Annotated in this window: 33 protein-coding genes and 1 tRNA gene; 19 read left to right on the top strand and 15 right to left on the bottom strand. The window is 58.6% G+C overall.

Annotated elements, in window-relative coordinates:
* Positions 1-13: 13 nt before the first annotated feature.
* The 8 genes from ACS7SF_RS02845 to ACS7SF_RS02810 form a co-directional block, all read right to left on the bottom strand.
* Positions 14-946 (bottom strand): S49 family peptidase, encoded by a 933-nt coding sequence (locus ACS7SF_RS02845; RefSeq protein ID WP_439891594.1) that lies wholly within the window; start codon positions 944-946, stop codon positions 14-16.
* The gene (locus tag ACS7SF_RS02840; protein ID WP_439891593.1) at positions 943-2,514 is read right to left on the bottom strand and encodes a phage portal protein; all 1,572 of its coding nucleotides are present in this window, start codon (positions 2,512-2,514) and stop codon (positions 943-945) included. Before ACS7SF_RS02840 ends, ACS7SF_RS02845 begins: the two co-directional genes overlap by 4 nt.
* 2 nt (positions 2,515-2,516) lie before the next feature.
* Entirely contained in the window at positions 2,517-2,669 is a 153-nt protein-coding gene (locus tag ACS7SF_RS02835) for a hypothetical protein (protein WP_439891592.1), read from the bottom strand.
* Entirely contained in the window at positions 2,666-4,360 is a 1,695-nt protein-coding gene (locus ACS7SF_RS02830; protein ID WP_439891591.1) for a terminase large subunit, read from the bottom strand. Before ACS7SF_RS02830 ends, ACS7SF_RS02835 begins: the two co-directional genes overlap by 4 nt.
* Positions 4,361-4,402: 42 nt before the next feature.
* Positions 4,403-4,864, bottom strand: a complete 462-nt coding sequence (locus ACS7SF_RS02825) for a phage terminase small subunit P27 family (protein ID WP_439891590.1) — start codon at positions 4,862-4,864, stop codon at positions 4,403-4,405.
* A 32-nt stretch (positions 4,865-4,896) separates the two neighbouring features.
* On the bottom strand, positions 4,897-5,568 hold the full coding sequence (locus tag ACS7SF_RS02820) for a hypothetical protein (protein WP_439891589.1): 672 nt from the start codon (positions 5,566-5,568) through the stop codon (positions 4,897-4,899).
* Entirely contained in the window at positions 5,558-6,064 is a 507-nt protein-coding gene (locus tag ACS7SF_RS02815; RefSeq protein WP_439891588.1) for a ParB/Srx family N-terminal domain-containing protein, read from the bottom strand. The genes ACS7SF_RS02820 and ACS7SF_RS02815 overlap by 11 nt, the downstream gene beginning before the upstream one ends.
* Before the next feature lie 195 nt (positions 6,065-6,259).
* Positions 6,260-6,463 carry an HNH endonuclease gene (locus tag ACS7SF_RS02810; RefSeq protein WP_439892677.1) on the bottom strand — a complete coding sequence of 68 codons (204 nt, stop codon included), beginning with the start codon at positions 6,461-6,463 and terminating at the stop codon, positions 6,260-6,262.
* 507 nt (positions 6,464-6,970) lie between these two features.
* On the opposite strand from ACS7SF_RS02810, the gene ACS7SF_RS02805 reads away from it, so the two are divergent.
* From ACS7SF_RS02805 to ACS7SF_RS02780, 6 genes are all read left to right on the top strand, one after another.
* A complete protein-coding gene (locus tag ACS7SF_RS02805) occupies positions 6,971-7,315 on the top strand; it encodes a PAAR domain-containing protein (protein WP_439891587.1) in 345 nt (114 codons plus the stop codon).
* A gap of 15 nt (positions 7,316-7,330) precedes the next feature.
* The gene (locus tag ACS7SF_RS02800) at positions 7,331-7,858 is read left to right on the top strand and encodes a PAAR domain-containing protein (protein WP_439891586.1); all 528 of its coding nucleotides are present in this window, start codon (positions 7,331-7,333) and stop codon (positions 7,856-7,858) included.
* Positions 7,859-7,867: 9 nt separating this feature from the next.
* The gene (locus ACS7SF_RS02795; protein WP_439891585.1) at positions 7,868-8,554 is read left to right on the top strand and encodes a M35 family metallo-endopeptidase; all 687 of its coding nucleotides are present in this window, start codon (positions 7,868-7,870) and stop codon (positions 8,552-8,554) included.
* 140 nt (positions 8,555-8,694) lie between these two features.
* Positions 8,695-9,030, top strand: a complete 336-nt coding sequence (locus ACS7SF_RS02790) for a hypothetical protein (protein ID WP_439891584.1) — start codon at positions 8,695-8,697, stop codon at positions 9,028-9,030.
* Positions 9,031-9,349: 319 nt separating this feature from the next.
* Entirely contained in the window at positions 9,350-9,634 is a 285-nt protein-coding gene (locus tag ACS7SF_RS02785; RefSeq protein ID WP_439891583.1) for a hypothetical protein, read from the top strand.
* Positions 9,635-9,752: 118 nt separating this feature from the next.
* Positions 9,753-10,961 (top strand): DUF6402 family protein, encoded by a 1,209-nt coding sequence (locus ACS7SF_RS02780; protein WP_439891582.1) that lies wholly within the window; start codon positions 9,753-9,755, stop codon positions 10,959-10,961.
* An 826-nt stretch (positions 10,962-11,787) separates the two neighbouring features.
* On the opposite strand, the gene ACS7SF_RS02775 is transcribed toward ACS7SF_RS02780, so the two are convergent.
* From ACS7SF_RS02775 to ACS7SF_RS02755, 5 genes are read right to left on the bottom strand one after another with little or no spacing between them, the layout of a single operon-like run.
* Positions 11,788-12,399 (bottom strand): hypothetical protein, encoded by a 612-nt coding sequence (locus ACS7SF_RS02775; RefSeq protein WP_439891581.1) that lies wholly within the window; start codon positions 12,397-12,399, stop codon positions 11,788-11,790.
* Between the two features lie 2 nt (positions 12,400-12,401).
* A complete protein-coding gene (locus ACS7SF_RS02770; protein WP_439891580.1) occupies positions 12,402-12,854 on the bottom strand; it encodes a RusA family crossover junction endodeoxyribonuclease in 453 nt (150 codons plus the stop codon).
* A complete protein-coding gene (locus ACS7SF_RS02765) occupies positions 12,851-13,474 on the bottom strand; it encodes a replication protein P (protein ID WP_439891579.1) in 624 nt (207 codons plus the stop codon). Before ACS7SF_RS02765 ends, ACS7SF_RS02770 begins: the two co-directional genes overlap by 4 nt.
* Positions 13,471-14,283 (bottom strand): hypothetical protein, encoded by an 813-nt coding sequence (locus tag ACS7SF_RS02760; RefSeq protein WP_439891578.1) that lies wholly within the window; start codon positions 14,281-14,283, stop codon positions 13,471-13,473. The genes ACS7SF_RS02765 and ACS7SF_RS02760 overlap by 4 nt, the downstream gene beginning before the upstream one ends.
* 15 nt (positions 14,284-14,298) lie before the next feature.
* Complete coding sequence (locus ACS7SF_RS02755) at positions 14,299-14,595, bottom strand: hypothetical protein (protein WP_439891577.1); 297 nt, start codon at positions 14,593-14,595, stop codon at positions 14,299-14,301.
* A 374-nt stretch (positions 14,596-14,969) separates the two neighbouring features.
* Between ACS7SF_RS02755 and ACS7SF_RS02750 the strand changes: the two genes are divergently transcribed.
* The 13 genes from ACS7SF_RS02750 (at position 14,970) to ACS7SF_RS02690 (ending at position 23,802) form a co-directional block, all read left to right on the top strand.
* Entirely contained in the window at positions 14,970-15,779 is an 810-nt protein-coding gene (locus ACS7SF_RS02750; protein ID WP_439891576.1) for a PD-(D/E)XK nuclease family protein, read from the top strand.
* A gap of 7 nt (positions 15,780-15,786) precedes the next feature.
* Positions 15,787-16,002 carry a helix-turn-helix domain-containing protein gene (locus ACS7SF_RS02745; RefSeq protein WP_439891575.1) on the top strand — a complete coding sequence of 72 codons (216 nt, stop codon included), beginning with the start codon at positions 15,787-15,789 and terminating at the stop codon, positions 16,000-16,002.
* The gene (locus ACS7SF_RS02740; protein ID WP_439891574.1) at positions 16,002-16,973 is read left to right on the top strand and encodes a recombinase RecT; all 972 of its coding nucleotides are present in this window, start codon (positions 16,002-16,004) and stop codon (positions 16,971-16,973) included. The genes ACS7SF_RS02745 and ACS7SF_RS02740 overlap by 1 nt, the downstream gene beginning before the upstream one ends.
* Positions 16,974-17,328: 355 nt before the next feature.
* Complete coding sequence (locus tag ACS7SF_RS02735; protein ID WP_439891573.1) at positions 17,329-17,550, top strand: hypothetical protein; 222 nt, start codon at positions 17,329-17,331, stop codon at positions 17,548-17,550.
* Positions 17,551-17,567: 17 nt separating this feature from the next.
* Positions 17,568-18,086 carry a hypothetical protein gene (locus tag ACS7SF_RS02730; protein WP_439891572.1) on the top strand — a complete coding sequence of 173 codons (519 nt, stop codon included), beginning with the start codon at positions 17,568-17,570 and terminating at the stop codon, positions 18,084-18,086.
* On the top strand, positions 18,086-19,513 hold the full coding sequence (locus ACS7SF_RS02725; protein ID WP_439891571.1) for an AAA family ATPase: 1,428 nt from the start codon (positions 18,086-18,088) through the stop codon (positions 19,511-19,513). Before ACS7SF_RS02730 ends, ACS7SF_RS02725 begins: the two co-directional genes overlap by 1 nt.
* Before the next feature lie 575 nt (positions 19,514-20,088).
* Positions 20,089-21,276 carry a hypothetical protein gene (locus tag ACS7SF_RS02720; RefSeq protein WP_439891570.1) on the top strand — a complete coding sequence of 396 codons (1,188 nt, stop codon included), beginning with the start codon at positions 20,089-20,091 and terminating at the stop codon, positions 21,274-21,276.
* Positions 21,257-21,490 (top strand): hypothetical protein, encoded by a 234-nt coding sequence (locus ACS7SF_RS02715; protein ID WP_439891569.1) that lies wholly within the window; start codon positions 21,257-21,259, stop codon positions 21,488-21,490. The genes ACS7SF_RS02720 and ACS7SF_RS02715 overlap by 20 nt, the downstream gene beginning before the upstream one ends.
* Before the next feature lie 150 nt (positions 21,491-21,640).
* Positions 21,641-21,844: a hypothetical protein gene (locus tag ACS7SF_RS02710; RefSeq protein WP_439891568.1), complete on the top strand. Its 204-nt coding sequence runs from the start codon at positions 21,641-21,643 to the stop codon at positions 21,842-21,844.
* Positions 21,845-21,866: 22 nt separating this feature from the next.
* Complete coding sequence (locus ACS7SF_RS02705; protein WP_439891567.1) at positions 21,867-22,442, top strand: Lar family restriction alleviation protein; 576 nt, start codon at positions 21,867-21,869, stop codon at positions 22,440-22,442.
* Positions 22,439-22,627: a hypothetical protein gene (locus ACS7SF_RS02700; RefSeq protein ID WP_439891566.1), complete on the top strand. Its 189-nt coding sequence runs from the start codon at positions 22,439-22,441 to the stop codon at positions 22,625-22,627. Before ACS7SF_RS02705 ends, ACS7SF_RS02700 begins: the two co-directional genes overlap by 4 nt.
* 494 nt (positions 22,628-23,121) lie before the next feature.
* Positions 23,122-23,550 carry a hypothetical protein gene (locus ACS7SF_RS02695; RefSeq protein ID WP_439891565.1) on the top strand — a complete coding sequence of 143 codons (429 nt, stop codon included), beginning with the start codon at positions 23,122-23,124 and terminating at the stop codon, positions 23,548-23,550.
* A 12-nt stretch (positions 23,551-23,562) separates the two neighbouring features.
* Positions 23,563-23,802 (top strand): helix-turn-helix transcriptional regulator, encoded by a 240-nt coding sequence (locus ACS7SF_RS02690; protein WP_439891564.1) that lies wholly within the window; start codon positions 23,563-23,565, stop codon positions 23,800-23,802.
* 179 nt (positions 23,803-23,981) lie between these two features.
* On the opposite strand, the gene ACS7SF_RS02685 is transcribed toward ACS7SF_RS02690, so the two are convergent.
* Together ACS7SF_RS02685 and ACS7SF_RS02680 are read right to left on the bottom strand one after the other, a co-directional pair.
* Positions 23,982-24,057 (bottom strand) — tRNA-Lys (locus ACS7SF_RS02685).
* A 29-nt stretch (positions 24,058-24,086) separates the two neighbouring features.
* The gene (locus tag ACS7SF_RS02680) at positions 24,087-25,022 is read right to left on the bottom strand and encodes a LysR family transcriptional regulator (RefSeq protein WP_439891563.1); all 936 of its coding nucleotides are present in this window, start codon (positions 25,020-25,022) and stop codon (positions 24,087-24,089) included.
* Positions 25,023-25,085: the final 63 nt, after the last annotated feature.

The raw sequence follows: 25,085 nt of genomic DNA, 5'->3' as shown, positions 1-25,085 counted from the left end.
GTGTCACCTCGGGTTATTTGCTCAAAAGGTCGATTTCGCGTGCGCGCATGTCATGAGCGCTCGCGCGGTTCTTACTCTTTGCAGACAGGTTGCGGCTCATGCTCTTGATGACTTCTTCAATGGTCATCACGCCATCGACCATGCCTTCGGATTTCGCAGCAGCGGCGCCCAGCACGCGGCCTTGGCCCATGCCACCGCGCACCGCATCGACGTTCACGCCGCGATTGCGGGCCACGGCGCGCGTAAAGGCACCGTAATACTCATCAATGCGGCCTTGCATGGCGGTGCGTGCCGCCTCGCCCAACGGTTCGTAGGGGTTGCCTTCGGTCTTGTATTTGCCCGCGCTCACAAGCGTCGTCGCAACGCCGTTCGCGTCCAACGCCTTGCTGTAGTCCTGATGGGCGGCATAGACGCCAATCGACCCGACTTCGCCGCCCGGCGTAACGTAGAACTCGCTTGCGGAAGACGCCAGCCAGAAGGCGGCAGAGGCGGCAAGGCTGTTTGCAATAGCCACCACAGGTTTCGTACTGCGGGCGCGGTAAATCTCGTCAGCCAATTCCTGAACGCCATAGACAGAACCCCCAGGGGAATCAACGTCAATCAGGATTGCGCCGATGCTGTCGTCGGCCATGGCCGCACGGAACGACGCGGCGAAGCGCTGCGTGCTCATCGAGCCCGGGCCGCTGATATCGTCGGCCATGTTCCCGCGCTGCGTGACGACGCCATACATGGGCAACACGGCAATCGCGCCGTTGCCCGCGCGGTTCGCGCTTTCGCGCCGTGCGGTGATCGTTTCGGCATCTGCGCGCACCGATGCCATGATTTCGGCCGTTGCGGGCAGGCCCGAATGCCAACGCGCCAGGACGAACGCGGCCGCGCTCAGTCGTTCAGGCAGCAGCGCCCAGGGCGTTGAAAGGAATTCCGAAATCAGTAGTTCGCGTTTCATTGCGTGCCCCTCATGGCAAGCTGCGCAAGTTTCAGCGTCGCCGTTGCTTCGTAGGTCTGTGCATCGATGTGCCCGCCTGTCGAGTCGAGCAATGCACGCTGTGCGATGCAGTATTCGAGTGCGGAGGCGGCCGGAACCGAAAGGGCGCCGCCGATGAAGTCGGCATGCTTGGCAAAGAAGTCGTTAAGCGCCGCCTGCGGGTCGTCTTTGCAGTAGGCCGAATGCACGCTCATGGCTTCCTTGCGCGCGACGCGCTCGGCCGCGGCCGTCGCCAGGGCCAGCAGCCGGGCGTTTGGTTGCTCGTTGTTGCTGGGCTCGCCGCTGCCGTCGCCGCCGTCGTTCTGCGGGGGCAATGCGTCGCCGCCTTCGTCGCCGTCGGCGGTGTTTTTTTCGGCTTCGTTCTCTTCAACCATGTTCAGCGGGCGCAATGGCTCGTCCAAACCCTCAAGCGGGTTCAACGACTCCATCAAGCGCGCTTCATTGCGTGTGAGCCAGCCATCCAAAATGCCGTTGTGGTAGTACATCGACCGTGCCTCGGCGTCGCCGCGCAGCAGCGCCGTGACGGGGAATTCGATGTTCAGGTCGCTGTCTTCTTCAAGGAAGGTGAAGCGGATTGCTTCCTCCCAGCGCACAAGCCACGGGCGCAGCGTGTGCATGACGTATTCAAGCGACTGTTGCTCAATGTTCGAAAACGTCGCTTTCTCAAGATCGCCAATCATGTGCGGCGGCACGCGGAAGAGGCGGGCGATTTCGGCAATCGAAAACTTGCGCGTTTCGATGTATTGCGCGTCGTCGTTGCTCACCTTCACTTCGTGAAACTTCATGCCCATCTCAAACACGGCGACCTTGTGGCGGTTCGTGCCGGTCTGCGATTGCTGGTAACGCTCACGGAACAGGCGCCGTTGCTCGTCGTCTCTGAACTGGCCCGGGTATTCGATCCAGCCGGGCGGGCGCGCGTCGTTCATGAAGAAGCGCATGCCGTAATCCTGGGCGGCAATGCCCAGGCTGACCGCCTTGCGCGCTTCCTGAATCGGGTTGTATCCGACGACGCCGTTGCCGCTCAGACCGCGCAAATGGAACACCTCGCCACGTGTCAACACGATCTCGGTGCCATCGAGCTGGCGATAGCGATATCGCCAGCTCGTGTCGGACAGCATTTCGATAACCGTACGGTCGGGATGCAGCGGCAGCAGGTCGGTGACTTCACCCGCGCGATTCGACACGATCCGCGCGAAGCCGTTGCCCCGTAGGGCGAGGTGGCCTTGCAGCATTTCGCGGAACTCAAGCGGGTTTTGGTAGGCGTTTGGCCGACGTGCAAAGAGTGTGTGCAGCCAGTGGTTCTTAACGAGCGTTTTGCCGCCGTCCGCGCCTTCCCTGTAGAGGCAAAACGGCAGCGTTGCGATGCCTTCGGCCAGCACGCGCACGCACGCATACACGGCGGTAAGCTGCAATGCCTGGTCGGACGCGCCGACGTTGGCGCCACGCATCGGCACGGGCTCAAACCAAAAGTTGCCCCAGGGCGAGCGGTCGCCGCTGTCGCCCTCGTCTGCGCGGACATTCAGGAACATCGTTAGCTCCGAGACATGAGCGCGGCAAACAGGGTCAAGCCGATGACGAGCGCACCCACAGTCACGAACGCGGCCGGAATGTTGATCAGCGCAACACCTGCGCCAACCAACACCACGCCGGTAGCGAGCGCGATGTTGTAGGTAAGTGGGCTCATACGAAGTTCATCGAGTAATCGTCCGGCATGACCGGGAAAAGCTCAGTGCCAACCATCGCGCGCCCCGTGCCCATGATGATTGCGACGGGGCCGTCGATCTTGTTTTCGGGCTTTTCCTTGCGTGGGTAGATGTTTTCTTTCGCGTCTTCCTTGGCAACGACGTTTGCCATCATCCAAGCCAAGACGGGGTTGCCGTCGTGATGAAACCGGCCCGACTTCACGGCGGCGCCAACTTCTTTCATCGCGGGGGACATGTTCTGTACGGTCTGGCGGTACTCAACGACCGTTGCGCCGTCCTTCGCCAGTTGGTGCGCAAGCTGCGTTGCGCGCCACGGGTCGTAGACGACTTCACGCACGTCGAAACGCTTTGACATGTCGCGTACGTCTTCGCGGATCAGGTCGAAATCAATTTCGGCGCCATCGGTTGCGATCAGGTGGCCTTGCGCAACCCACTTCATGTACACGGCCTGATTCGTCTTGTTCTCTTCGATGCTGTCTTCGGGCAGGTAGTACCGGCCAAAGGCGTAGTAGTGGTCTTGGCCGTTGATCTGACGCCGGAACAATTGGACGAATGCGCAAATGTCGTTCTTGCTCGCAAGGTCGAGCACGAACCAACATTCCTCGCCCTGGAATTCGTCAATGGACAACATCGGGTCGCTGCACAGCGCCCAATGCTGCATGTTCATCCACGCTGCGCGTGCGGAACACCACAGGTTCAAGTGCTTCGTCTTGAAGCGGTTTTGCTCAATGGGGTTCATCACTGCGCGCCGCTGCTGCGCGAGTAAGAAATCCTCCATGACCGACACACCGAAATTCGGGTTCGCCTTGCGGACGATGGCCGGGGATGCCCAATCGTCTTTTTCGTCAAGGCTGTAGATGACGCCGAATAGCTCGTCGTTCTCAATGACGCCATCAAGAACGCGCTTTAGCTCTAGGTGCTTGTCGTAACACGGTCCGGCTAGGTTGTAGCCCGCCGTCGTGATGATCAGCGTTAGCGGCTGTTCCCGCGCGCCCATGCCCGTTTGCATGGTGTCGAGCAGGTCGGGCGTGTCGTGTTCGTGGAATTCATCGATGATCGCGCACGACGGTGATGCGCCGTCGCCCGGTTTCCCGATGACCGGTTCGAACTTGGACCCGTCTGCATCAATGACCATCGACTTAGCCCACAAGTCGATGCCGCAATAGCCTTTCAGGGCAGGCGTGCGCTCCACCATCAAGCGCGCAGGCTTGAACACTTCCCACGCTTGTTTTTCAGTGGTCGCGCCGCTGTAAATCTCGGCGCCGAATTCGCCGTCGCAGGTGAACATGTAAAGGCCAATGATGGCCGCTATCACGCTCTTACCGTTCTTGCGGGGGATTTCGTCGTAAATCTCCCGGAACCGCCGCAAGCCATCCTTTTTGCGCTTCCACCCGAAGGGAACCACCAACAGGAAGCATTGCCAGGGTTCAAGCGCAATGTTTTGACGCTGCGCCGCCCATTTGCCTTTGGTGTGCGGCAAGCGCTCACCAAACGCGCAGATCGCTTCGCCTGCCTCAGGATCAAAGCGATAGGGGTATCCCTTCGCCTTGGCCGCTTCAAGGTCGTCTAGATGCCTTTTGCAAGCCGAGACGACGTATTTGCCAGCCGGAATCTTTCCGGCCACCACGTCGCGGGCATAGCGGTTCGCTTTATCAACATGTGGGCAGCGCATGACCTTGCAATACGCCGATGGGGTGTAAGAACGAGGCCGTGTTTAGCGGCCTCGCTTCACCAAATCCGCAAACGGGTTCTTTGCTGCATCCGGCGCCGCCTTGGCGACACGTGACCGGCTGGATGGCGTCATGCCGAACTCAATCAGCATTTTTGCCATCTGGTCGAATGCCTTGTTGGCGATTGCCAGGAACGGCGATTGCACCGGAAAGCCGCTCGGCGCTTTCACGACCGGCCCATACTTCGCCACCTGTTCATTGGCATGCCTCCAGCGGGCGAACGCCTCGCAATAGAGGGCCAGGGCTGCTGCGTCCATGGACGTCAATACGCCCGCGTCTTCAAGCTGCTTTGCCACCGTGGGCCAGTGCTTTGCGGCTTCCACTGAGAGCCATTCCGGCGCCGGGGCGCCTCTTGGCGGCTTCGGCTCATCCTCGGGCAATGGGCGCTTGCCGGGATTGCCGCGCACGAGTTTGAGCGCTGTCGGCGTTGGCTTTCTTCCCCGCATGATGGTCGTGTGTTGGAGCGTGAAGGTCGGCGCTACCCCGCCGCTGTGCCGTTGGAGACGGCCATCGCTTGCTTTTCACGCAGTGAGCGTTGCCGCTTGGGATACGGCTTTGCCAGCGGCGCAACACGGTTGCGCATGCCCGCATCAAGCGGCATGACATAGGTGTGTTTCCATTCAATCGGCCCCCAGGTCACGCGTGCGCCTGTCAGGCGCGCAATCGCCTGCGGTGAAGCCGTTCCATATTTGCTGTCCGCCGTGCGCTTGTGCATCGACACGCCGTCAATGAGGATGGCACGCTGCGGCTCAGATGAGCCCATATAGAGCCAATTTCCGGCCTGATAGATGCCGCCGTGGTGGCCTTGGGCCGGGTCGGCATAGGAGACGATGAGCCGCAAGCCCGGGGATTGCTGGAGGAGCATCCGCACGGCGAGCGCGACGATTTGTGAAACCGGCGCCGTGTGCCGGGTGAGCGCAACCCGCACAAGCTCACACACCTCGGTTTGGGCCAAGTTGTAGCGCGTACCGATATGGTTGTTCGCACCTCGGCCAAACAACACAACGCCGATGAACCTACCGTCTTCCCACACGCCGACCTTGACGAGCTTGCCCGCAGGCATGCATTCGGAGTAATGCCAACGCTCGCAGGCGAACAATGCCGCCTCATGGCTGGCCCAATCCCCGCGTAACCGCGATTCAGAACGCATGGCCGCACGCAGGGCACACCGTCTTGGTTTTTTCGTCTAGGCGGCCTTGCTCATCTGCGCTCGCAGGCGCAAACGACGGGTCACTCATCGCGCCGGCAAGCTCTTTGGCCGAGAAACCGATGACGCCCAGGTCGAAGCCATTGCCGTCAAGCTCGGTCAATTCAAGCGCCAACAAATCCTTGTCCCAACCTGCGGCCTCGGCTAGCTTGTTGTCAGCCAGCACGTAGGCGCGGCGTTGCGCATCCGTCAGGTGTGCGAGGCAGATAACGGGAATTTCGGTCATGCCGAGTTGGCGCGCGGCCAGGACGCGCCCATGGCCCGCAATGATGGTGCCGTCAGCATCAACGAGGACCGGGTTAGTCCAGCCGAACTCACGCAGGCTTGCGGCGATCTGCGCGATTTGCTCGGCGCTGTGTGTGCGAGCGTTGCGCGCGTAGGGGATTAGGGCCTCAATCGGGCGATATTCGACGCCTAACCGGGTTTTGGCTTTGTGCATACCCCTTACCTTAATTTCGCGCATACAAAAATTGAGGCTCAGGCGCGGTCTTTGGCACTCGCTGCCCAGCGATTTGACGCCCCCTCCCTCCCGCAGAACCCCCGCTGCGGGCCGCTTGGCGGGGCGCCAGCAAAAGGGCGCAAGCGAGCGGCAAGGGCTGCGACTGCGACCACGCTGCGCGCGTTGGAGCGCGTTCTAATGCGCCTCACGTGGGCGAGCCAATCGCACCCGACCGAAGCCGCCGTCTTCGGCTGCTGTCTTGCGGTCGTGACACGGTTTGCAAAGGCTCTGCCAGTTAGACCGATCCCAAAACAACGCCGTGTCGCCACGGTGCGGCGTCTTGTGGTCAACGACCGTCGCAGGAGTGATGCGGCCTTGCTCAACACACACCCGGCCCATGCATAAGGGATGGTCACGAAGGAATGCCGCACGGGCTTTAAACCATGTGGACGTGTACCCGCGCTGATTTGCATTGCCCCGATTTGCATCCATGCGCTTGCGCATTGCCGCTAAATGCTCGGGACAAAGACCCTCTCTGTTTTGGACAAGCAGCGCGCAACCCGGTTGCCTGCATGGGCGTTTAGCGCGTTCGGGCATGAAATAGAAAAGGCGCCCGAAGGCGCCTTTTGTAAATTCGCCCAAGCCTGGGCGGGATGCAATCGCTGGGGGGACTGATTGCACGATGGACAAATCATAGTGAACTTGTCCCAGGGCGGCAAGAACGCCCCGCAAATCGAAAGAGGGCGCAACCGCAATGGTGTTCCTCTGTGTTGACGCGTGATTCGAACTCGCAGGCAAAAAGAGCGGGGCGTGTGATTTTTTCTGAAGACCAGGACACAAACTTTGACAATTTTCCGGTTGAAGTCGTGGTATCGGTATGGTTTTCACCAAGCGCGGGAGACGGGCATGTCAGGCGGAAAAACGGAATACCCAATTGCGACCTTGAACTCAGTTACCGAGCGAGGCGGGCGTGTGTCCAAGGTCTTTGGCAATGCGAGCCTCTACGACCTCGGCATTGCGTGCGTCGGGGATATCGTCAGCTACGAAGATGGCACGGAAGCCACCATTATCGACGGCGCCGGTCTTGGGGCCGTGTTTTCGGGAAAACCCGTCGCGCTGGTCGGTTCTCGCCTTAGCAACGGCGACAGGATCGTGAAATCTACGCAAACCACTCATTGCATTGTGGAGCATGAAGGGAGGTCGATCCCCGGTCTGTTTGACCCGAACTATGTCCCACCGGCCATTGCTTAAAGGGAGGGTGTCCGCATGATGAAAAAAATTGCCCGGTTTGGCGACTCCACGACAACTGGGGGAAAAATCATTTATACGCCTGGCACGTGCATGGACAACGGAAGAGTGTGGGCAGTCGCTGGAAGCCTCGCCACCTGTGGCGAATGCAAGGGCTCTTTCGGTATCTCTGCCTCTGCTCATGACACAACTGACGAGGGTAAGGCGGCAGTGGTGGACGACGATCTAGTTCTATGCCCGTGTGGAAAGAATCGTGTTATTGCCGGTGCAGACGCTGGTACTTCTACTGAGGTTGGTCACGCTTCGCATAAGACCGTGGACGGTCAGCGCGAAGCAGAGCCACATCGGCTTTCCGATTCTGCGCAATCATTTGACGAACAATATGTTCTCTTTGATTCCGATAGCGGCGCGCCATTGGCGAATGTTCACTATCGAATTTGTACTAGCTCAGGACAGGTCTTTAGCGGTGTGACAGATGCCTCGGGTCTTACTCAACGTGTCAAAACTTTTGGGGCGGAATCGCTTCGCCTTGAAATTGTACAGTGAGGAATGAATATGGCCAATTACGAACTCATCCACGACACAGCAACCACAAATACGGTGCCGGAATCCAAAGTGCCGGTCCCTGTAAACACCGCTAGAATATGCCCAAATTACTCCAATGCTGAGTTTCGAAAGCTCGTAATGAAGCTTAGGGGCGCCGCAGTGATTCTTATTAATGATCGAATTGCGGACGTTGCACGGTGGGATAATGCTGCAAAGGAGCGAGCAGAATTCTGGTTTGGGCGAGCGGATGATGCCCTTCGCTTGAAATTGAGGGACGGGCTTCCAAAGCTGGCTTCCTCTATGAAAGAGTTGGTCCCAGAAAACATTATTCGCTGGGATGAGCAAGAACAACGGAATATTACGTGCTCAGTCGTACCTGACAGCGGGATGAACGACGCCGCAGTGTGTAAGCCGGACTCTGCACGAAGAATTATTGCTATTTACTCTCATTTTTGCACGCTTGACGACGTTTTCGTCGCTGACAAGTGCAAGCTGAAAGCACTAATTCACGAGTGCTCTCACTATGTGGATACATTCAATTCTGATGACGTTGTCTATGGTCATGGACATGGCCTCTCAATCTGGGCGCGGACAAGCGTAGAGCAAGCCCATAAAAACGCTGACAACATTGCGTGTTATGTAGCCCACTATGAAGATATGCGCGAATTTAGGGCGAGAGGAATATGGGTGGAATGATGAAAAATTTCCTGCGTGTGTTTCTTCTATTCGTTGGCATACTGTCTTGTATTCATGCACATGCCTGCACCGTATCGGAGAGTTTCCATGAGAGTGTTCCTCTGAATTATACGGGAATCCCTGGGGAGTATCGACTTAGGATGGTCGATATGGTGCTTGAGGCTAGAAAATGGCCGGACGCGGATATAATTGCCGAAATCGTCACGAATGCTGCTGCCGAAGAGGATAATCCTTCAGCCTTGGCAAAATCGAGAGGTGAGCAGTTGAGGGATTTTTTTATCCAATTGGGAATTAAACCGGAACATGTTTTCGTGTCGTCATCGCAAATCCTTGATAAGCCGTTTCCTTTCGATCGCCACACAGGGCGCGGAGGCTATCTGCAACTTGCTGTGAGTCTTTCGCCCTGGTGTCATCACGGTTGCCAACACCTTTGCGACGATCCACGGGTGACGCCGACAACAAGAGTTATCAAATGATTTATCGCCTGAATTAGGGCACTCTGCGGGGTGCTTTTTTTCTGTCCGGGCGGCAAGTCGAACCATACGGCTAATTGGTCGCACACTTTGAGGACATGAGTGAATTTAAGAAGAGGAAGATATGGGTGGAATAATAGGCAATCTCTTTCGTTTGCTTCTTCTGATCAGCAGCCTATCTTGTCTCTGTGCAAATGCCTGTACGATATCTGAGGATTTCCGCGAGGGCGTTCCTCTGAACTATTCGGGCATTCCTGGGGCGTACCGCCTGAAGATAGTTGATATGGTTCTAAATGCGAGAAAATGGCCCGACGTGGATATAATGGCCGAAATTGATACGCTTGCGTATATAGGCGAAAAAAATCCCTTGGCGTTGGCGAAATCGAGAGGTGAGCAAATTAAGGATTTTTTAATTCAATTGGGTGTCAAGCCTGAACATATTTATGTTGACGCGCATATCATTAAGGAGCCTTTTCCTTTGGATCGCTCAACGGGACGCAGTGGATATCTGCAACTAGGTTTTGGTCTTTCGCCTTGGTGCAAGAACGGCTGCCAACATCTTTGCGACGATCCACGGGTGACGCCGACAACAAGAGTTATCAAATGATTTATCGCCTGAATTGGTGCACTCTGCGGGGTGCTTTTTTTCTGTCTGGGCGACAAGTCGAGTCATGCGGCTAATTGATGTGATGACTTCCAAGTCAAGAAATTGAAGAAATAAATTAATGAAAAAATTTCGCTTCCTTGATAAAGCCGTCATCCGCCCACTGTGGAAACTCTCGGATGAGACCTGTACTGCCGTTGATGTGGACGAGCTGTCTATGGACAAGGCCCCGCCCAAGCTGACCTATCAGGAGCCGCCACCGCCAGCTCCAAAACCTCCGCCGAAGCCCAAGCCCAAGCCCAAACGGGACGCATTGGATACGCTCATCGCCCTTGATAACGCCATCACCCGTTACAAGGCTTGGCTGAATGAGCCACCAGCACCCAAGCCAGCCCCGGCACCGGCACCGGCACCTGCCCCTGCGCCCAGGAGGCCGAGGGTTAAGCCGTTTGACCTGCTGGATATCCCGGGCGCCATGGACAGCATCGGCTGGCCCGTCGCCGCCAAGCTCCAGCGCCGATGGTTTGCCGGGGCGCTGAACTACGCGAACACCGATGAGGGCGCGGCACATGGCATCAACCAGAACGGTCAGCCCTTCCCGCCCAGCATGATCGACACCACCACGTGCACCCTCGATTGGATTTTACGTTTCCCGCGGGCAAAGGAAGCGTTTGAAGCGCTGCAAAAGCGTGAACTGATGTTTAACCGTAATGCCATAAAGGCACTAAGACGTACCTTTGAAAAGGTGGCGCCAACTAGAAATTGCTTGAGTACGTGGAATGTTTGTGATGGAAACATGCACGAATACCACAAAAGATTTAATTTTCAACATATCACGGTTGATACTGATTTTATTAGTAAATCTAAAATGGCTGTAAAGGGGGTAATCGATCCTCTTTGGATGGATGATTTGTATGGGGCGCTTGGTGCGTTCTCTTTTTGTGTGGCAGTGGATAGCTATTCTTGGCAAATTTACACCAACGGGCAGGCGCGATTGGAAATCTACGGGGTATCAATTTATGCGCGCGATGTTTTTACGTTCCACGATCGGTCAGATGAAAATGGAACGCAGTATCTCGGTCATTGGAATAAGACGGGATTTATCGTTGTTCCAGAGGCGACTGTTGCTGGTGAGTTGACCAAATCGAACGGGTACATGTATCCCGTCGCTGTAAACAACTTAATCTCGGAAAGAAAGGTTTACTATCCAGTGAGAAATAAAGACTATCGGAACTGGCAAATTCAACACCAACAGGGAGGTGACTTTATTATCTATTCTGATAGGCGGCGCGTTCCGGTTTCGAATCTTGTTTTTGAGTTTGATGCATGAGGCGCGGCTATATTTATTTCATGGTGTTGGTCCTTGCCATTGCTGGCATCCGATATATTTTTCTGGCTGTTCAGCGGCTGCATCCTAGTGAGTGTAGGGAGCGAGAGGTCCAAGAGGTATCATCAAAAATGCGGCGGCAGGGGGTCGTTCCGCTTTACGAGGCACAAATTTGTGCTATCGGCATGCGGCCGAAATATTTGTTCAGGCTGTACGATAAAAGCACGAGGGAACTGATGACGGAGCGAACTTTCTACGATAATGATCCGGGAATGAATTGGGGGGATCATGAGGTTTGGTATGGGGATAATGAATTTGTCCAATTACCTCCCACACTTTGGGATCGCTTCACGGCAAAATTACCGTGAATCATGATGGTACTTATTGGTCATCGGTTTTAAAGTGAGGGGGAAATGTGCAAGGCATTGGCTACACTGCAATTTTAGTCGTCTTGTTGACGGGGGCATTCTTCTTGTGTGTGCCAATGATCGGGTGTTTCATATATTTCGTTGCGCTCAGATGCAATGCAAAAGACAGCGAAAGGCAGGGGAATCGGGAGCGTCGGCGCAAGGGATTTAAGCGCTTTGTTAAATGGATGTTCATGGTTCTTTTGGTGCTGCTCTTGTTGGCCTTGTTTTGGCGGCATCTTGAGTTGAGCCAGAACGGATACCTAAGCACGTGGTTGATCGGTATGGTGGCTGTCAGTCCCTTTGATGTGGTGATGCTCGGGTTTTTTGCATTATTCGGGGCATGCGCGGGCTATCTGTTGGCAAATATCCCGCTTCCGTGGTTTGGGAGGAATGGGCGTTAGCAAACAGCCAAGCTGTACTTACGCTTCAGCGATAGCCCAACCATCCGCAGAGGCTTTAACAAAGACGGGCGTCAACAGGTCAAGCGCGCGCGTTTCCAGTTTGCCCAGGCGATAGCCCACTTCATCCGCGCGACGGTGCACGGTACTGCGGCTTTTCCCGAAAAGCTCGGCAACATCCCGGATGGGGATCGGCGTTTGCCGCAAGTCCGCGTAGTGGCGCCCGACAAGCAAATCCATCATCGGCATGGGCACATCATCAAAGCCGGGCCGCAGCCAGTCGGAAAGGGTCTTGATTGCCTGCGTGCGGTCACGGTCGAAGAAGTAGCGCCGCTCGCCGTCGTCGTAGTCGTGATAGTCGGTCAACCCGAAGCGGGCGCGCACGCTGGCGGACTCGGGCGGCGGCAGCAACCGCACAACCATGTCGCGGATGTTCGTGCATTGCTGGTGCACCTCAAGCGCGGTCAGGCCGTCAAAGCACACGGTGCTAACCCGCAAGCCTTCGCGGACTTCTGACTCTTTGACAAACTGCCGCATGATTTTCGCCATGATGCTTTCCGGCGTGACCGGGTATGCCCGCATGAGGTACGCGAAATGCAGGGCGCGGGGAACGGAAAGGAAGATAGCGGGCATCTTTATACCTCTGTAGGGACAAGGCTATAAACGTCCACGATGACGCCGGGACACTCGGCATAGCGCTTGGTCAACACCATCTCGCAAAGCTGCGAGTCGTCTGCGAAGAGAATGCCCGCCAAGCCGTCTAGAACGGCCTTGACGACGTTATCGAGATCGGGCTTGGGGGTGGGCAACTCCAACCCTTCCAAAGCGGCTGCACGCCGTTTCTTGGGCCACGATTTCGGGATCGGCAGGAACACGGCCATCGTCACGCCGAGCGGCCCGGCCAGTTGTTCGAGCTGCTGCCCGTGCATGACGCCGGTTGCGGTCACGCGGACGTGGGTTTCGTATGCCCGCGTCTTGCTCGGCGTGTATGTCTGTGTGAACTCGTGCCCGTTGGCGCGGATGGTGCGGAAGCGCGGGCGGCCTTTGGGGATCGGGACGCCCGTGATGGCAACGCGGATGGCTTTCATGCGCGCCCCCGCTTGCCCAGGATGCAACGCACCTTCGCCATTTCCGCAGCGACGCGCTCGGGATTGGCGACGGCCTTGCCCGGCGCGGGCAGGGAAGGGACGTGCTTCGGGACGGGCATCACCTCGCCGCACATGACTTCCGCCAACGCTGCCGCAAAGCGGTTGCGCAGCGCGTCGAGCGATTGGTTGAGCATGTCGAACTGGCCGACACGCGTTGCGGCCCAATACACGGCCGGATGGCTCCAAACATCGAGGCCTTCCGCACGCAACCGCAGTTGCAGGCACGCTTCGGCCATGGCCGCATCGACGTTGATTTCGGGGCGGCACGCTTTGATGAACTCAGCCGCAGACGGCGGCCAATCGCAGTGCGCGCGGCAGAACTTCAAGCCCGTACGCACCTCGTCAGGCGACAAGCCCGCTTCTTCGAAGGCTTCCACCCAGGATTCCCGCCAGTTGGCGATTGCCTGTTCGCTCTGAAAGCGCTGACGCCACACGCCCGGGTAAGCGCCATCGAGCCGGTTGTAAAGGTGATCCATCCACGAAATGCCGAGCGACGGATGCGGGCGCAGCCAGCGGCTTGCGGGCTGCATGGTTTCGGCAGGGTTGGCGGGTGCGTTCATGCGTCGGGCCTCCGGTTGCGGTTGACGTAGGCGGTGGGGTCGAACTTCGCGGCGTTGCCCTGGGCTTTCGCCAGCCCGGCCCAATCCGCCCGGATGGCTTCCATGAACGCCGAATCCCAATCCGCGTAGCGATAGCCCTTCGCGTGGCACTTGGCCCGGAACGATTCGAGATGCGCGGTCAAGTTGCCGTAGCCCTTGGCGCAGGCCCATTCGCTGACACGGGGGCTGATGCCGAAGTCGGGCGGCATGGCCGTTTTGCGTTTCCCCCCGGGCTTGGTCGTCGCCGCGCAAGGGGGGGGCACACTCGCGTTAGCGAGTGTGGGGGGTGTATTGGAATCCGGAATCAGGAATCCGGAATCAGGAATCAGGAGTTTTTGCACCGTGCTTGCATGGTGCTCGTCTGGTGCGCGTGATTCAGATGCGCCCGCGTGTTCCTGCGTTGCTTCGCAGGTATGGATTTCTTGCACCATGCTTGCCCCGGTCGAGTCTGGTGCGGGCACCGTGCTTGCAGCTTCTTTTACGTGGGGGTTTTGGTGCTTGGCGAAATTCACGACCTGAATGAACCGCGCGTCGCCCACAGCGTAGCGTTCGATGAAGCCCAGGCGAGCCAAGGCCCACAGGAGCGCATCAACGTCGCATTCGTCGTAGGGGAGCGCTTCGACCTTGATGCGCCTGGGCCGGTCTTCAAGGCGCCCGGCGCGGTCTGCCATACACCACAGGGCTTGGAACAAGAGCCGACCAAGCGGCGAAATTTCCGCGAGCCGCTCACTCAGAAAGAATGAAGGCTTGATATTGCGAGCGCGTGCCATTGTGTTGCCTCGCATCTATTCGTATTGATGGGCAACCGCAATGGCCTTTGCCGTCGACTTCAATTCACGCAAGCGCTGCATGCGCATTTTTTCAATGCCAGCGTCGTGAAGGATTGCGCCATAGTGCGGGTATTCATTGCCCAACAAATCAACCCAATTCAATTCGGGCCGCAAGGCAATGAACAACCGCACGTAGTGGTGCGGAATCTCGTTGCGCACTGCGAAATGCGAGACCCGGGAACGGGTCACACCCGTGATGCGCATGACGTTGGAAACGCCGCCAAAGGCGGCGATGATCTGGCGGGCATCCATGTTCCTGGGCTCCTGTCGAATGAGGATGTTTAAGGAAAAATGAGGAAAAATTCAGAAAAGCAGGGATAAATGAGGATGAATAAGGACTAAATTTTTTACGGAAGTATCTATCGGTGGCGGATTTACTCGGCTATTGTTTTCACATCCTAGACGCGCAATTCAGAAAAGTCACAAGCGCACCGTAAAAACCCAAATTCAATATTGGGGGTGTCCATGCTTAGGCTTTTCCGTCAACGCAAATACCTGCGTTCGCTCTCACGTGCCAATCGGCGCTCTTGGTTCAATCAGTGGCGCAACGCATCCCCTCGTATCCCCATCGGTGCATTGCACCTGCCGAAAGCCGTGATCGGCAGCTATTGCTATGTGAGGTTCGAATGAGCACGCCCGTGGATACCTTCCGCGTGCGTGCATCGTCGTTCGGCCGCTTGATGGACTGCGCGCATTCGTGGGAGTGGACCTACATCGATGGCAAGGGCAAACCGGCAGGCTTGCGGGCATTGCTCGGCATCGCGTTGCACGCGAGCACGGCGACCAACGATCAAGCGTTGATCGAAGGGCGCAAGGTGACGCCGCTTGAGTCGGCCGCCGTCTTCGTCGATGAACTGAACCACCCCAAACAGGAAGTTGACTACGGTTCCGACGACCTGACGAAGAAGGAAGCCCAAACGATCGGGCTTGCCCTGCACACGATGTATTGCACGACGGTGGCGCCGCACATGCGCTATATCGACGTGGAAACCAAGCTCACGCCGATGCCGATCCAATGCGGCGGGGTGATCATCGAATTGACCGGCACGATGGACCGGGCGCGCGTCTGCGAAACCGCACGCGGCCCCGTGATCCCCGATCTGAAAAGCGGGCGCGGGGTGGTCGTCAACGGGATGGCGAAGATTAAGGGCCGCTCTGCGCAGCTTGGCATTTACCAATTGCTCTATGAGCACACCAAGAATGTGCGCACCGCCGGCGCCCAGGTGATCGGGCTCGGCACGACTTCCAAACCCGCTGTTGCTGTGTCTCAAGTGTTCGATGCGCGCCGCGTGATCGTTGGTGACAACGACTCGCCCGGGCTCATCGAGTACGCGGCCGACATGTTCCGTACCGGCCTTTTTCCCCCCAACCCGTCAAGCGTGCTGTGCGACAAGCGCTATTGCGCGCGTTGGGATTCCTGCAAGTTCCACGAGTAGACCCGCCATGAACGTAACGATTCCTCCCGGCCTTGCGGCCGTTGCAGGCACGCGCGACGTGATTACAACCGCCGAAGCTGCCGCCATTCTCAACTTCAAGGAAAACACCTTGCGCAAGTGGTCATGCCACGAGCGCGGGCCGATTCGCCCGGTGCACATCAACGGGCGCTTGGGCTGGAAAGTGACCGACATTGCCGAACTGCTGGCACATGGGGAACGGTAATGAGCGAGCCCAACAACCAACCCAACGCGGCCGACATTGCCACGATCAAACAGACGGGCAAGAGTGTTGCGAAAGACGCGGGCATGAACAACGTTCGCGCTTACTTCGAAAGCCAAAAGGGCATGTTGGCCGACGTGCTGCCGCGCCATCTGACGCCCGAACGCATGTTGCGCATCGCCCTGGGCGCGTTGCGCACGACCCCGAAGCTCATGCAGTGCACGACGCAAACCCTGTTCGGCGGCGTGGTGCAACTCGCCCAGCTTGGGCTTGAACCCAATACGCCGTTGGGCCATGCGTACCTGATTCCGTTCGAGAACCGGCAGAAGGGCATCACCGAAGTGCAAGTCTTGATCGGCTACAAAGGCTTGATCGAGTTGGCCCGGCGCAGCGGGCAGGTGATCAGCATTGCGGCGCACGAGGTCTGCGAAAAGGACTATTTCGTCTACGAGTACGGCCTGGATGAAAAGTTGGCGCATCGCCCGGCCATGGGCGACCGTGGCCCGGTGGTGAGCTTCTACGCGGTGGCGCTGCTGAAAGACGGCGGACACGCATTCGAAGTCATGTCACGCAAGCAAGTGGAAGCGATCCGCGACGAAGCGCAGAACTACAAATTCGCACGGGACAAGGCCGCGAGCGTGTGGGGCAAACACTTTGTCGAGATGGGCCGCAAAACGGTGCTGCGTCGGCTGTTCAAGTATCTGCCCGTCAGCGTCGAAATGGCCGCCGCCCTTGCCATTGACGACAAGGCCGACACGGCGGCAGCGGTGGCCGATCTTGACCACATCATCGAAGGTGAATTTGCCGTCGTGCCCGATGAAGACGCGGCCGTCTACGCGGGCCAGGAGCAAGCACCGCCCGCAGTGGAGAACAAGCCTTCGCCCACGGTCGATATGTCGGATCTCAAGCAAGGCGAGCCGGTCGCAGCGCAGCCGCACCGCGACCCGACCACTCGCCGCCGTGCCCTGGACTAACCCCCTTGACGCTCGGCTGTCCCTGTTGAGCGGCTTGTCTCGCCGTCGCCCCGAGTGGGTCAGGGAAGGCCGGGCACCCCACGCCATGAGCCTATCGACCGCCCGGCAATCCATCTTGCTTGATGGGCAGACGGCCATCGCTCGCAAGGTCTTTGATTTCGTGCCCATTCAAGACGCATGGACCGCGCATCAAATCGCACAAACCATGCATCGGACAACGCGCGCACTCATGGATTTTCGCGTGCTGCAAGCCTGCCTCTCTGCCCTCACTCACTCGGGCCTTGTGTGTGAAGCCAAGCCCGGTCTCTATCAACGTCAAGCGCTACGCGTCGCAAACATGAATGAGCCCATCCCCATGAAGGCCGCAGCAAAGAGCGAGCCGCCGCGCGCCAACCCGGCGCAACCGCAACGCCAGCAATCGGCCGTCGATCTGCTGTCCGAACTGGCCGAGCGTGCGCGCACCTTGGCGACCGACTTGGAAGCCGCCGCCGAATTGATCGTCAAAGAGCAGGAAGAGAAAGAAGCGCACTTGCAAAAGCTGGCGCAGTTGCAATCCATCCTCAAGAGCTTGGCCTAACCCACGGAGAACACACCATGACTGACCACACCAACACCACGAGCGGCAAGGAAATGGCATCGGAAACCATCGCGGGCGACCTGCTGCGGGGGCTGCTGACCGAACTCCGCTTCATGCCTGACATTTGGCAAAAGCTGTCCGAGAAGGAACAGACGCAAATCGTTGAACGTTGCCGCGAGCGCGTGACGAAGAACGTGCGCGACGCGGTGAAGCTCATTGCGTCGGCTGGGCGTGTGTGTGTGACGGGCGATCTTAAGAAGGTGAGCATGTCCGATAAGGTCGAAGCGGTGTTCGCGTTGCCGATGCGTGATCCGTCGTTGGCCGAACTGTGCGAAGCCAGGGGGAAGGCTTGCTTGATCGTCGTTGCAAGTGCGGACGAACACATGGGCGGGGTCGATGCGCCGATGGCCGATCCCGATCAACGCGAGCTGCCCGACATTGACGCGGCCGGTTCCATCATCGAGCAAGCGCGCCGCCGCTCGAAGGACGCAGGCAACAAGGGCACCGATGAAGGCGAACCGCAAGGGGGCAAGTGATGCGCCTGACAAACATCGAAATCGAAAACTTCTGCGGCGCGCGTAACGTCTCGCTTCCCATCACGGAATTCGTCACGCTCGTCTGCGGCCCGAACGGCGCGGGGAAGTCGTCCATTGTCGATGCCGTTGATTTGGCGCTGGCGGGTTCCGTTCGGCGTTTCGAAGACAAAGGCGACTATGCCGCCCTTGTCTCACGCGGCGCCAAGCTCGGCACGGTGCGTGTGTCGTATGACATTGACGGCCAGGAAGGCAGCAAGTATGCAGAAATGCCGGACGGATCAACGACGACGCAAGGCGCCGTTGTGCCGGGCGGCGTTGAATTCATGACCAATGCTCGGCGCTTCGCAGATTTGGGTACGGACGAGCGGCGCACGACCCTCTATGACCTGTTGGGCGTCCAAATGACGCCGACCAACATTGCGGGGATGCTGCGCAAGCGCGGATGCGACGCCTACTTTGTGGAAGAGGTCGCGCCGCTTGCCTTCGATGGGTTTGCAACGGCATGCGCCTACGCCCAAGACCGCGCCAAGGAACAGCGCGGCGTGTGGAAGGGCATTACACGCGAGACGTACGGCAGCAAGAAAGCCGATGGATGGAAGCCCGCGCAGGTCGCGCCGTTCGATGAAAACGCGCATGTGGCGCACATCGAGAGGGCTGGGCGCCTGGACGACGATCTGGCGTTCAAGCTGCAAGTGCTCGGCGCCCTGGAAGAACGGCAGCGCCAACAGGAAGCGGCGGGCCATTCGCTCGTGTGCCCGTACTGTGGCGGATGCGTGGCGCTCGCTGGCGGTGGGTTGATCGAGCACGACGGCACGCCCGCGCCCGATCTGTCGGCGGAAATCAGCGATCAACGCGACGCCATCGCCGATGCGCGCACGCACCTTGCGGAAACGAACAAGGCCATCGAAGCCTCCGAAGCGCTGCGCGACGCCGCCAGCAAGCATGCACAAATTGAAGAGGATGCAGCGAAAGTGCATGAAGCGGTTTGCGCCTGGGTGCAGATTGCCGACATGCTTGCGCCCGATGGTATCCCGGCCGAACTGTTGGCGCAGGCTGTCAAGCCCTTTAACGACACGCTGCGTATGCACGCCATTCTTGCGGGCTGGCCGATCCCGCGACTCAATGACGCGATGTTGCTGCAAGTCGATGACCTGCCTTACTACGTCCTGAGTGAATCGGAGCAATGGCGCGTCGATGCGCTCGTGACGGCGACCATTGCAACGCTGTCGCATACGCGCTTCATGGTGCTGGACCGTTTCGACGTGCTGGACGGCATCGGCCGTAGCGAACTGCTGGAGTGGATGGAGAAGGCGCGCGCCCATCTGGATTGCGTTCTGTTGTTCGGCACGCTCAACAAAGCCCCTGCCAGCGAACCGGGTTTTATGCGTGTGTACCGTGTGGACAACGGCGTTGTGTCGGTGATTTGAAGTCGCGCGATAAAGGCGAATCACGACCCCATGGGTTGAAATGTCACGGCGTGATAGAAGGCGGACGCACTAGGAACTCGCCGAAGCGATTTTGATTGCAGCTTCAAAAAGCCCGGTAACAGAGAAAGAAATGCAAGACGTGATCCGAGGTAATGGCAATTGTCCCCCGGATATCGTACGCACATTGTGCGTCCCGACCCTGGGCGGGTTTCTTGTCAAGGTCGGGTTCCGGCATACGGTGGAGCACGGTTGCGAGCCCCTATTTATTGCAAAACGAGGGTAGACACGGAATGTGTACGAATGTAAAAACTCACAAAAGATCAGAAATACAAGGGTGAAACATGAGCAAACGCAGGGCGCAAGCGGCATTTAGGCAAGGCAATACGGGATAACGCCTAGTCCACGCTGCATCGACGACTTTTGCGCTAGACACGCAATCGGCATTTCTTTGTCTAGCGCTTTCCGCTGTTTCTTAAAGCAATTCCTGACCATAGGAAGGGGGCTTGTTGACGTTTTTTTCTGATGTAAATGTAGTTTATATCTGAATTTAGCAACGATTATATCGGGAGGTAAAAATGCCGGAAGTGACCGAGAAAACAGGGCAGCGTAACGTTTTCTGGACAGCGCAAGAGCGGGCGTTCGTGGCTGCCGAAGCGTTGAAAATCAGCATTAAAAATAAGTCGTTGACCGAGATGAAATGTATTCGGATGGCGCAAGCGAAGTTGCCAGCCGAACGTCAGCGCCCGAACCTTTGGGATTGGCCCGCTGCTTCTAAATGGGTCTTGCCGCTTTGGGCGCAGTTGCTTGAATTGACGGGCGCAGGCAAGACGATGGAGGAAGCCTTAACGGTCATGACCGAGCCGGGCAAAGCGCCCGCGCCCGTCGAGCAGGTCGAAGAGGTGAAGGCTGAGCCCGTCGAGCATCGCGGCCTTGTGCGTTGGAACAACGCAGAGCGCAAGCAAATTGCTCGGCGCATGTACCACTACATGCAGGCCGGAGAGACGCGCCTGGACGCGTTACGCGCCGCTGTGCGTGAACTGCCGAAGGAGCGGCAACGCACCATCAACACGATGTCACTGGTCGGTGACTGGATCGACGAAGCGTTGACCGAAGCCGCGCGCAACTTCCAGAGCTTCAAGGAACGCGAAGCCATCGAGCAGGCCCAAAGCGAATACCTCGCACAAGAGCAAGCGGCGGCCGTTCAGCGCGGGATTGAAGAACGCATGACGGCAATGACGCTTGAGGATTGCGTGCGCATGATGGCCCAAAAGGCCGTTGGCTTGATTGTTGCCGACATTGAAAAGGCGGTCGATAAGGCAATCAGCGCACGCATTGCCAACATGCCGGGCGTGATGGCGTCGCCCGTGCTGCGCGCATCGTTGGGCATCCAAGGCGTGCAGGCAGAGAATGTGCGCACCGTGCCGCGTGACCATCGCCCGCGCGTGTGTGTCGTCGGCTTGCTCAACCAACAAGAGCAGGACGTGAAACACGCGTTCGGCGACGCGCTCGAATTCGTCTTCGTGAAGTCACAGGGCACGGGCGGCAGCGGCGCGCATGGCGGGCACGGGATGCTTGAACGTGGCGCCCGCTGCGACCTGGTTATCAGCATGGTCAACTTCAACGGGCACGACGTGGACAAGGCTGCCAAGAAATTGAACGTGCCTTTCGTGCGCGTCAATGGCAGCGTGTCGGCGCTCAAGAAGTGGCTGACTTCGTGGATGAACGGGGAGGTGGCGTTGCATCATGAGCGCACAACCGCGTGAAGCCCTGGAAATGTGGACCGTGTACGAACGGCCCAAGGAATACCCGCAAGGTTTCCTTGCGCGGCGCTGGATCGTCACGGATATAGCGATGGCGACAGAGACGTACTACACCGCGCCGACACTTTCGCAGGTGCGCGAGTGCTTGCCGGGTGGGCTGTTTTGCCAGCCGCGTGCAGAGCTTGACGACCCGGCGATTGTTGAAACGTGGTTCTAAGGCGGTAGAGAGCAGCACGAGCTAGGGCAGTAGACACCCGCAACGGGTTGACCCTGCCAACGTTGCAAGGCCATTTCCGAATAACAACAAGGCCATGCAATGCGCGCCATTTGGCGCATGCAGTACACGCGCGATGCGCGGGATTGCCGCATGAACAACAACGAAGAAGTAGACCCCCACATGGCTGCGCAGCTTTGCGCGTATCTGCGCACGAGTCTGACGCTGTATGGGAGCGGCCCGATCCGCAGTCCGATGGTGCGCCGCCATGAAGAGAACTTGCGCGCCTGGATCGCAATGATTGAGGGCCTTGTACCCGCTTGCAAGGTGGTGAAGTCGGCGCACGTTCAAGACTGACAGCCCCCTAGGAGTCCCCACAATGAGCGAAGTATTTTTGCCGTGCCCGTTCTGCGGCGCGCAGGCCGAGCACATCCACGTTTATGCGGGCGAAGAGGTTGTGAGGTGCGTAGAGTCGTGCGCCGGGTTCAGTGGCGAGACCTTGGAAGCGGCGGCGACGCGTTGGAACACGCGCGCCGATGCCGCGCACGCGAGTGCCGACATAAAGCAGGCATGGCGCGAGGGTTGCCAATACGGCCTGACTGTCGGCCGCAAAGACCCTGCCGTACAGGAAGCCGCCTACATGCGCGGATACAAGGGCGCGCAGGCCATTTCGCAAATGCTGCTTGAGGCGGCACGCGATGCGCTCAACGCCAGCGCACGCCTGTTCGCCGATGAGATGACCGACATGCGCCTCAAGATGGTTCAGAAGGCGCTGCGCAACATCAACGCGGCGATTGCAAACGGCATCGGGGCCGACGTTGCCCAGGTGTACGCCGCTGGCTGGGGCAAGTGCGCTAAGTGGGCCGACCGGGCCGACCTTGTTTCCGATATTGGCTCACCCGCCTACGAACGTGACCGCATCGCGGCAATGGCGAAGCTCGGGGGCGAGCAATGAAGGATCAATGTTTGTTTGAGATTCGGCAACGCGGCGTTGCGGTCGCTGCCGTTACAGGTCCGCGCGCTGATGCCGTTTGCGAGGCGTTGCGCTGCGCGTTGAAGTACGAACAGGACGGCGCCGTTGAAGTCGTGGAATTGCTCACGCTCTACACGACGCCCGACGCAGGAAGCGCCAATGGCTAGGAACAAACAATCGAAGTGCCCGCACCCGGATTGCGTGGGCGGGTTTGTGTATGAACCGGCAAACGCTGACGCGCAACAAGAACATCGGTTCGCAAACAAGCACGTACAGAAACCCGGTCGCTCGCGTTACCCGTGCCCCGTGTGTAGCGGCACAGGACACGTGCGAAGGCACAGGTAACGGCATGGGAGGCTGCGCTTGGACATTGCGCCGTCAAAGGTGAAACGGGTTAGGACGATTGAGCACCGCAACCAATTTGGGAGGAAGAACCAACGCGGCGGCATCTGGTGCGACGCGTGCCCGGCACTGGCAACAAAGGTTGTTGAGGTCGAGCCGGACGAAGCAGGCGAAGGCGTGTCTTCGTCCTTCACGTGGCGGTTGTGCGACGACTGCGCGGACCTTGCGAGGCAAGGTTATTGGCGCACGTTGTATTGCCGGGTGAAGGCGGTAAAGCGGTTCAGGACTGGCGAAGGTAACGAATAGACAGGGGACTGATATGACGAACGATGAGGAACAACAGCACACGTGTAAGCCCGGCAACCTGGGGGACGCGTGGACGCAATTTGAAATCGACATTGCGGAGACGGACGCCGCGCGCTTGGACGATATGAAGTCATGCTTCTACAGTGGAGTGCTCGCGTTGCTGGCCGTGATTCACGCGGCGTGTGAGACGGCGCCGGAGGGCAAGACGGGCGAGACCGTCGCCGATGCGTTGAACGCGGCCGAGCGGGAAACGCGCGCCTTTTTCAATGACGACGAAATCCCCGATGGTCCTATTACGCTCAAGGTGTTGACCGTCGAGGCGGTGACGGCTGATGAACTCGTCGCCAAGGTGCGCGAGGTCTTGCCGCTCACGCCCGAGCACGAGGCAGAAATCCGCAAGATGCACGCCGCCCGCGCGGCACGGATTGCAAAGCAGCACTAGCGGGGGCAAGCCATGACCGACACTGACGAAATTTGGAAAGTGCCTGAGCTTGCGGCCTACCTGGGAATGGCGGTTAGCACTGTCCGCAGCTACGTCACGAAGTATCCCGAGCGCTTGCCGCCGCGTATCTCAGAGCATGGGCATGCCCGCTGGCGTAAATCGGTGGTCTTGGAATGGGCCAAAAAGGCGGGGCGGGAAGACGGCAGAGCGGGGGCGGCGCCGGGCCAGGAGAACGCGGCGCGGCCCCGCTAAGTGGGTTCCGTGGGTATCGCTGACGTGTAGCAACAACGGACGGCTCCCAAATCGGGGGCCGTTTTTTGTATGTGTCCGGATGGCGTTACTTGGGCGCCGGTCCCGTACATGGGCCTTACACGCGAGCTAGGGGCGAAAAAAAAGTTAGCCGGTACTAACCGGCTAACTCTTTTAAATACTGGTGGGGCGTGAGTGACTCGAACACTCGACCTACGGATTAAGAGTCCGCTGCTCTACCAACTGAGCTAACGCCCCGCGAAGAAATGAGACTATATCAACCTTTTTCAGATCGCGCTAGTCCCTCGTGCAATTTTTTTCGAATCGCGTGCATGGACGTATAGCGCATCGATGAATTGGGCGACGCCGTGCGTCGGATGTTTGTCGCGGTGGCGCACGATGAGCAGCGGTCGGGCGATGCGGGGCAGGCCGCTGTTCACCTCCACCAAGCGGCCGTCGCGCAGCGCATCGGCCACTACGTGGCGCGACAGGCAGCTGATGCCGTAGCCCGCAGCCACCGTGCGCTGGATGGCCTCCGAGTGGCCGAGTTCCAGCGCCACGTGCAAGGGCCCCACCACCGAGGCGATACGGCTGTCGACAAGTTCGCGCGTCCCTGAGCCGGGCTCGCGCATCAGCCAGCCAGCTTCGCGGAGCGCGGCGTGCGAGACAGGGGTTCCGCCCCGCGTGAGCGGGTGCCCTGGGGCGGCAACGATCACCATTTCATCGTCGAGCCACGTTTCGATTTCCAACGCCTCGCCGCGGCAGGTGCCCTCGATCAGGCCGATGTCCACCTCGAAGCGCTGCACGGCGTCGACCACATCCTGTGTATTGCCGATCAGCACGTCGAGCTGGCTGCCAGGCGCGATCTGCTGCTGAAAGCTCGCGAGCAGAGCAGGCAATACGTAGTTGCCGATCGTGCTGCTGGCCGCGAGCTTGAGCCGCACGCTGGCGTGTTGCGTAGCGTGTTCGAGCGCATCGGCGTGATCCAGCAGCGCCTGCGCCTGTGGCAGCAATTGGCGGCCGAGCGCATTCAGGTGCAGACGGCGCGCGTGCCGATCGAACAGCGGATGCCCGAGCGTGGTCTCCAACTCCGCCAATGCGGCACTCACCGCCGACTGCGACAAGCCGAGCTGCTCACCGGCAGCGGAGGTCGTCTCGCACCGGGCGATGGCCGCAAACGTGGCCCATTGACGCAGGGTGACGCGCGGGGCTTTATTATCCATAGAACTGGTTGTTATTAGAAAAATTACCTGTTTTACATGTTATCACGTGCCGCATATCGTTAT

It is taken from the genome of Ralstonia sp. 25C, assembly GCF_051904805.1.
Lineage (GTDB): Bacteria > Pseudomonadota > Gammaproteobacteria > Burkholderiales > Burkholderiaceae > Ralstonia.
Note: the sequence above shows the minus strand (reverse complement) of the source record. Positions and strands in the feature narration are given on the sequence as shown.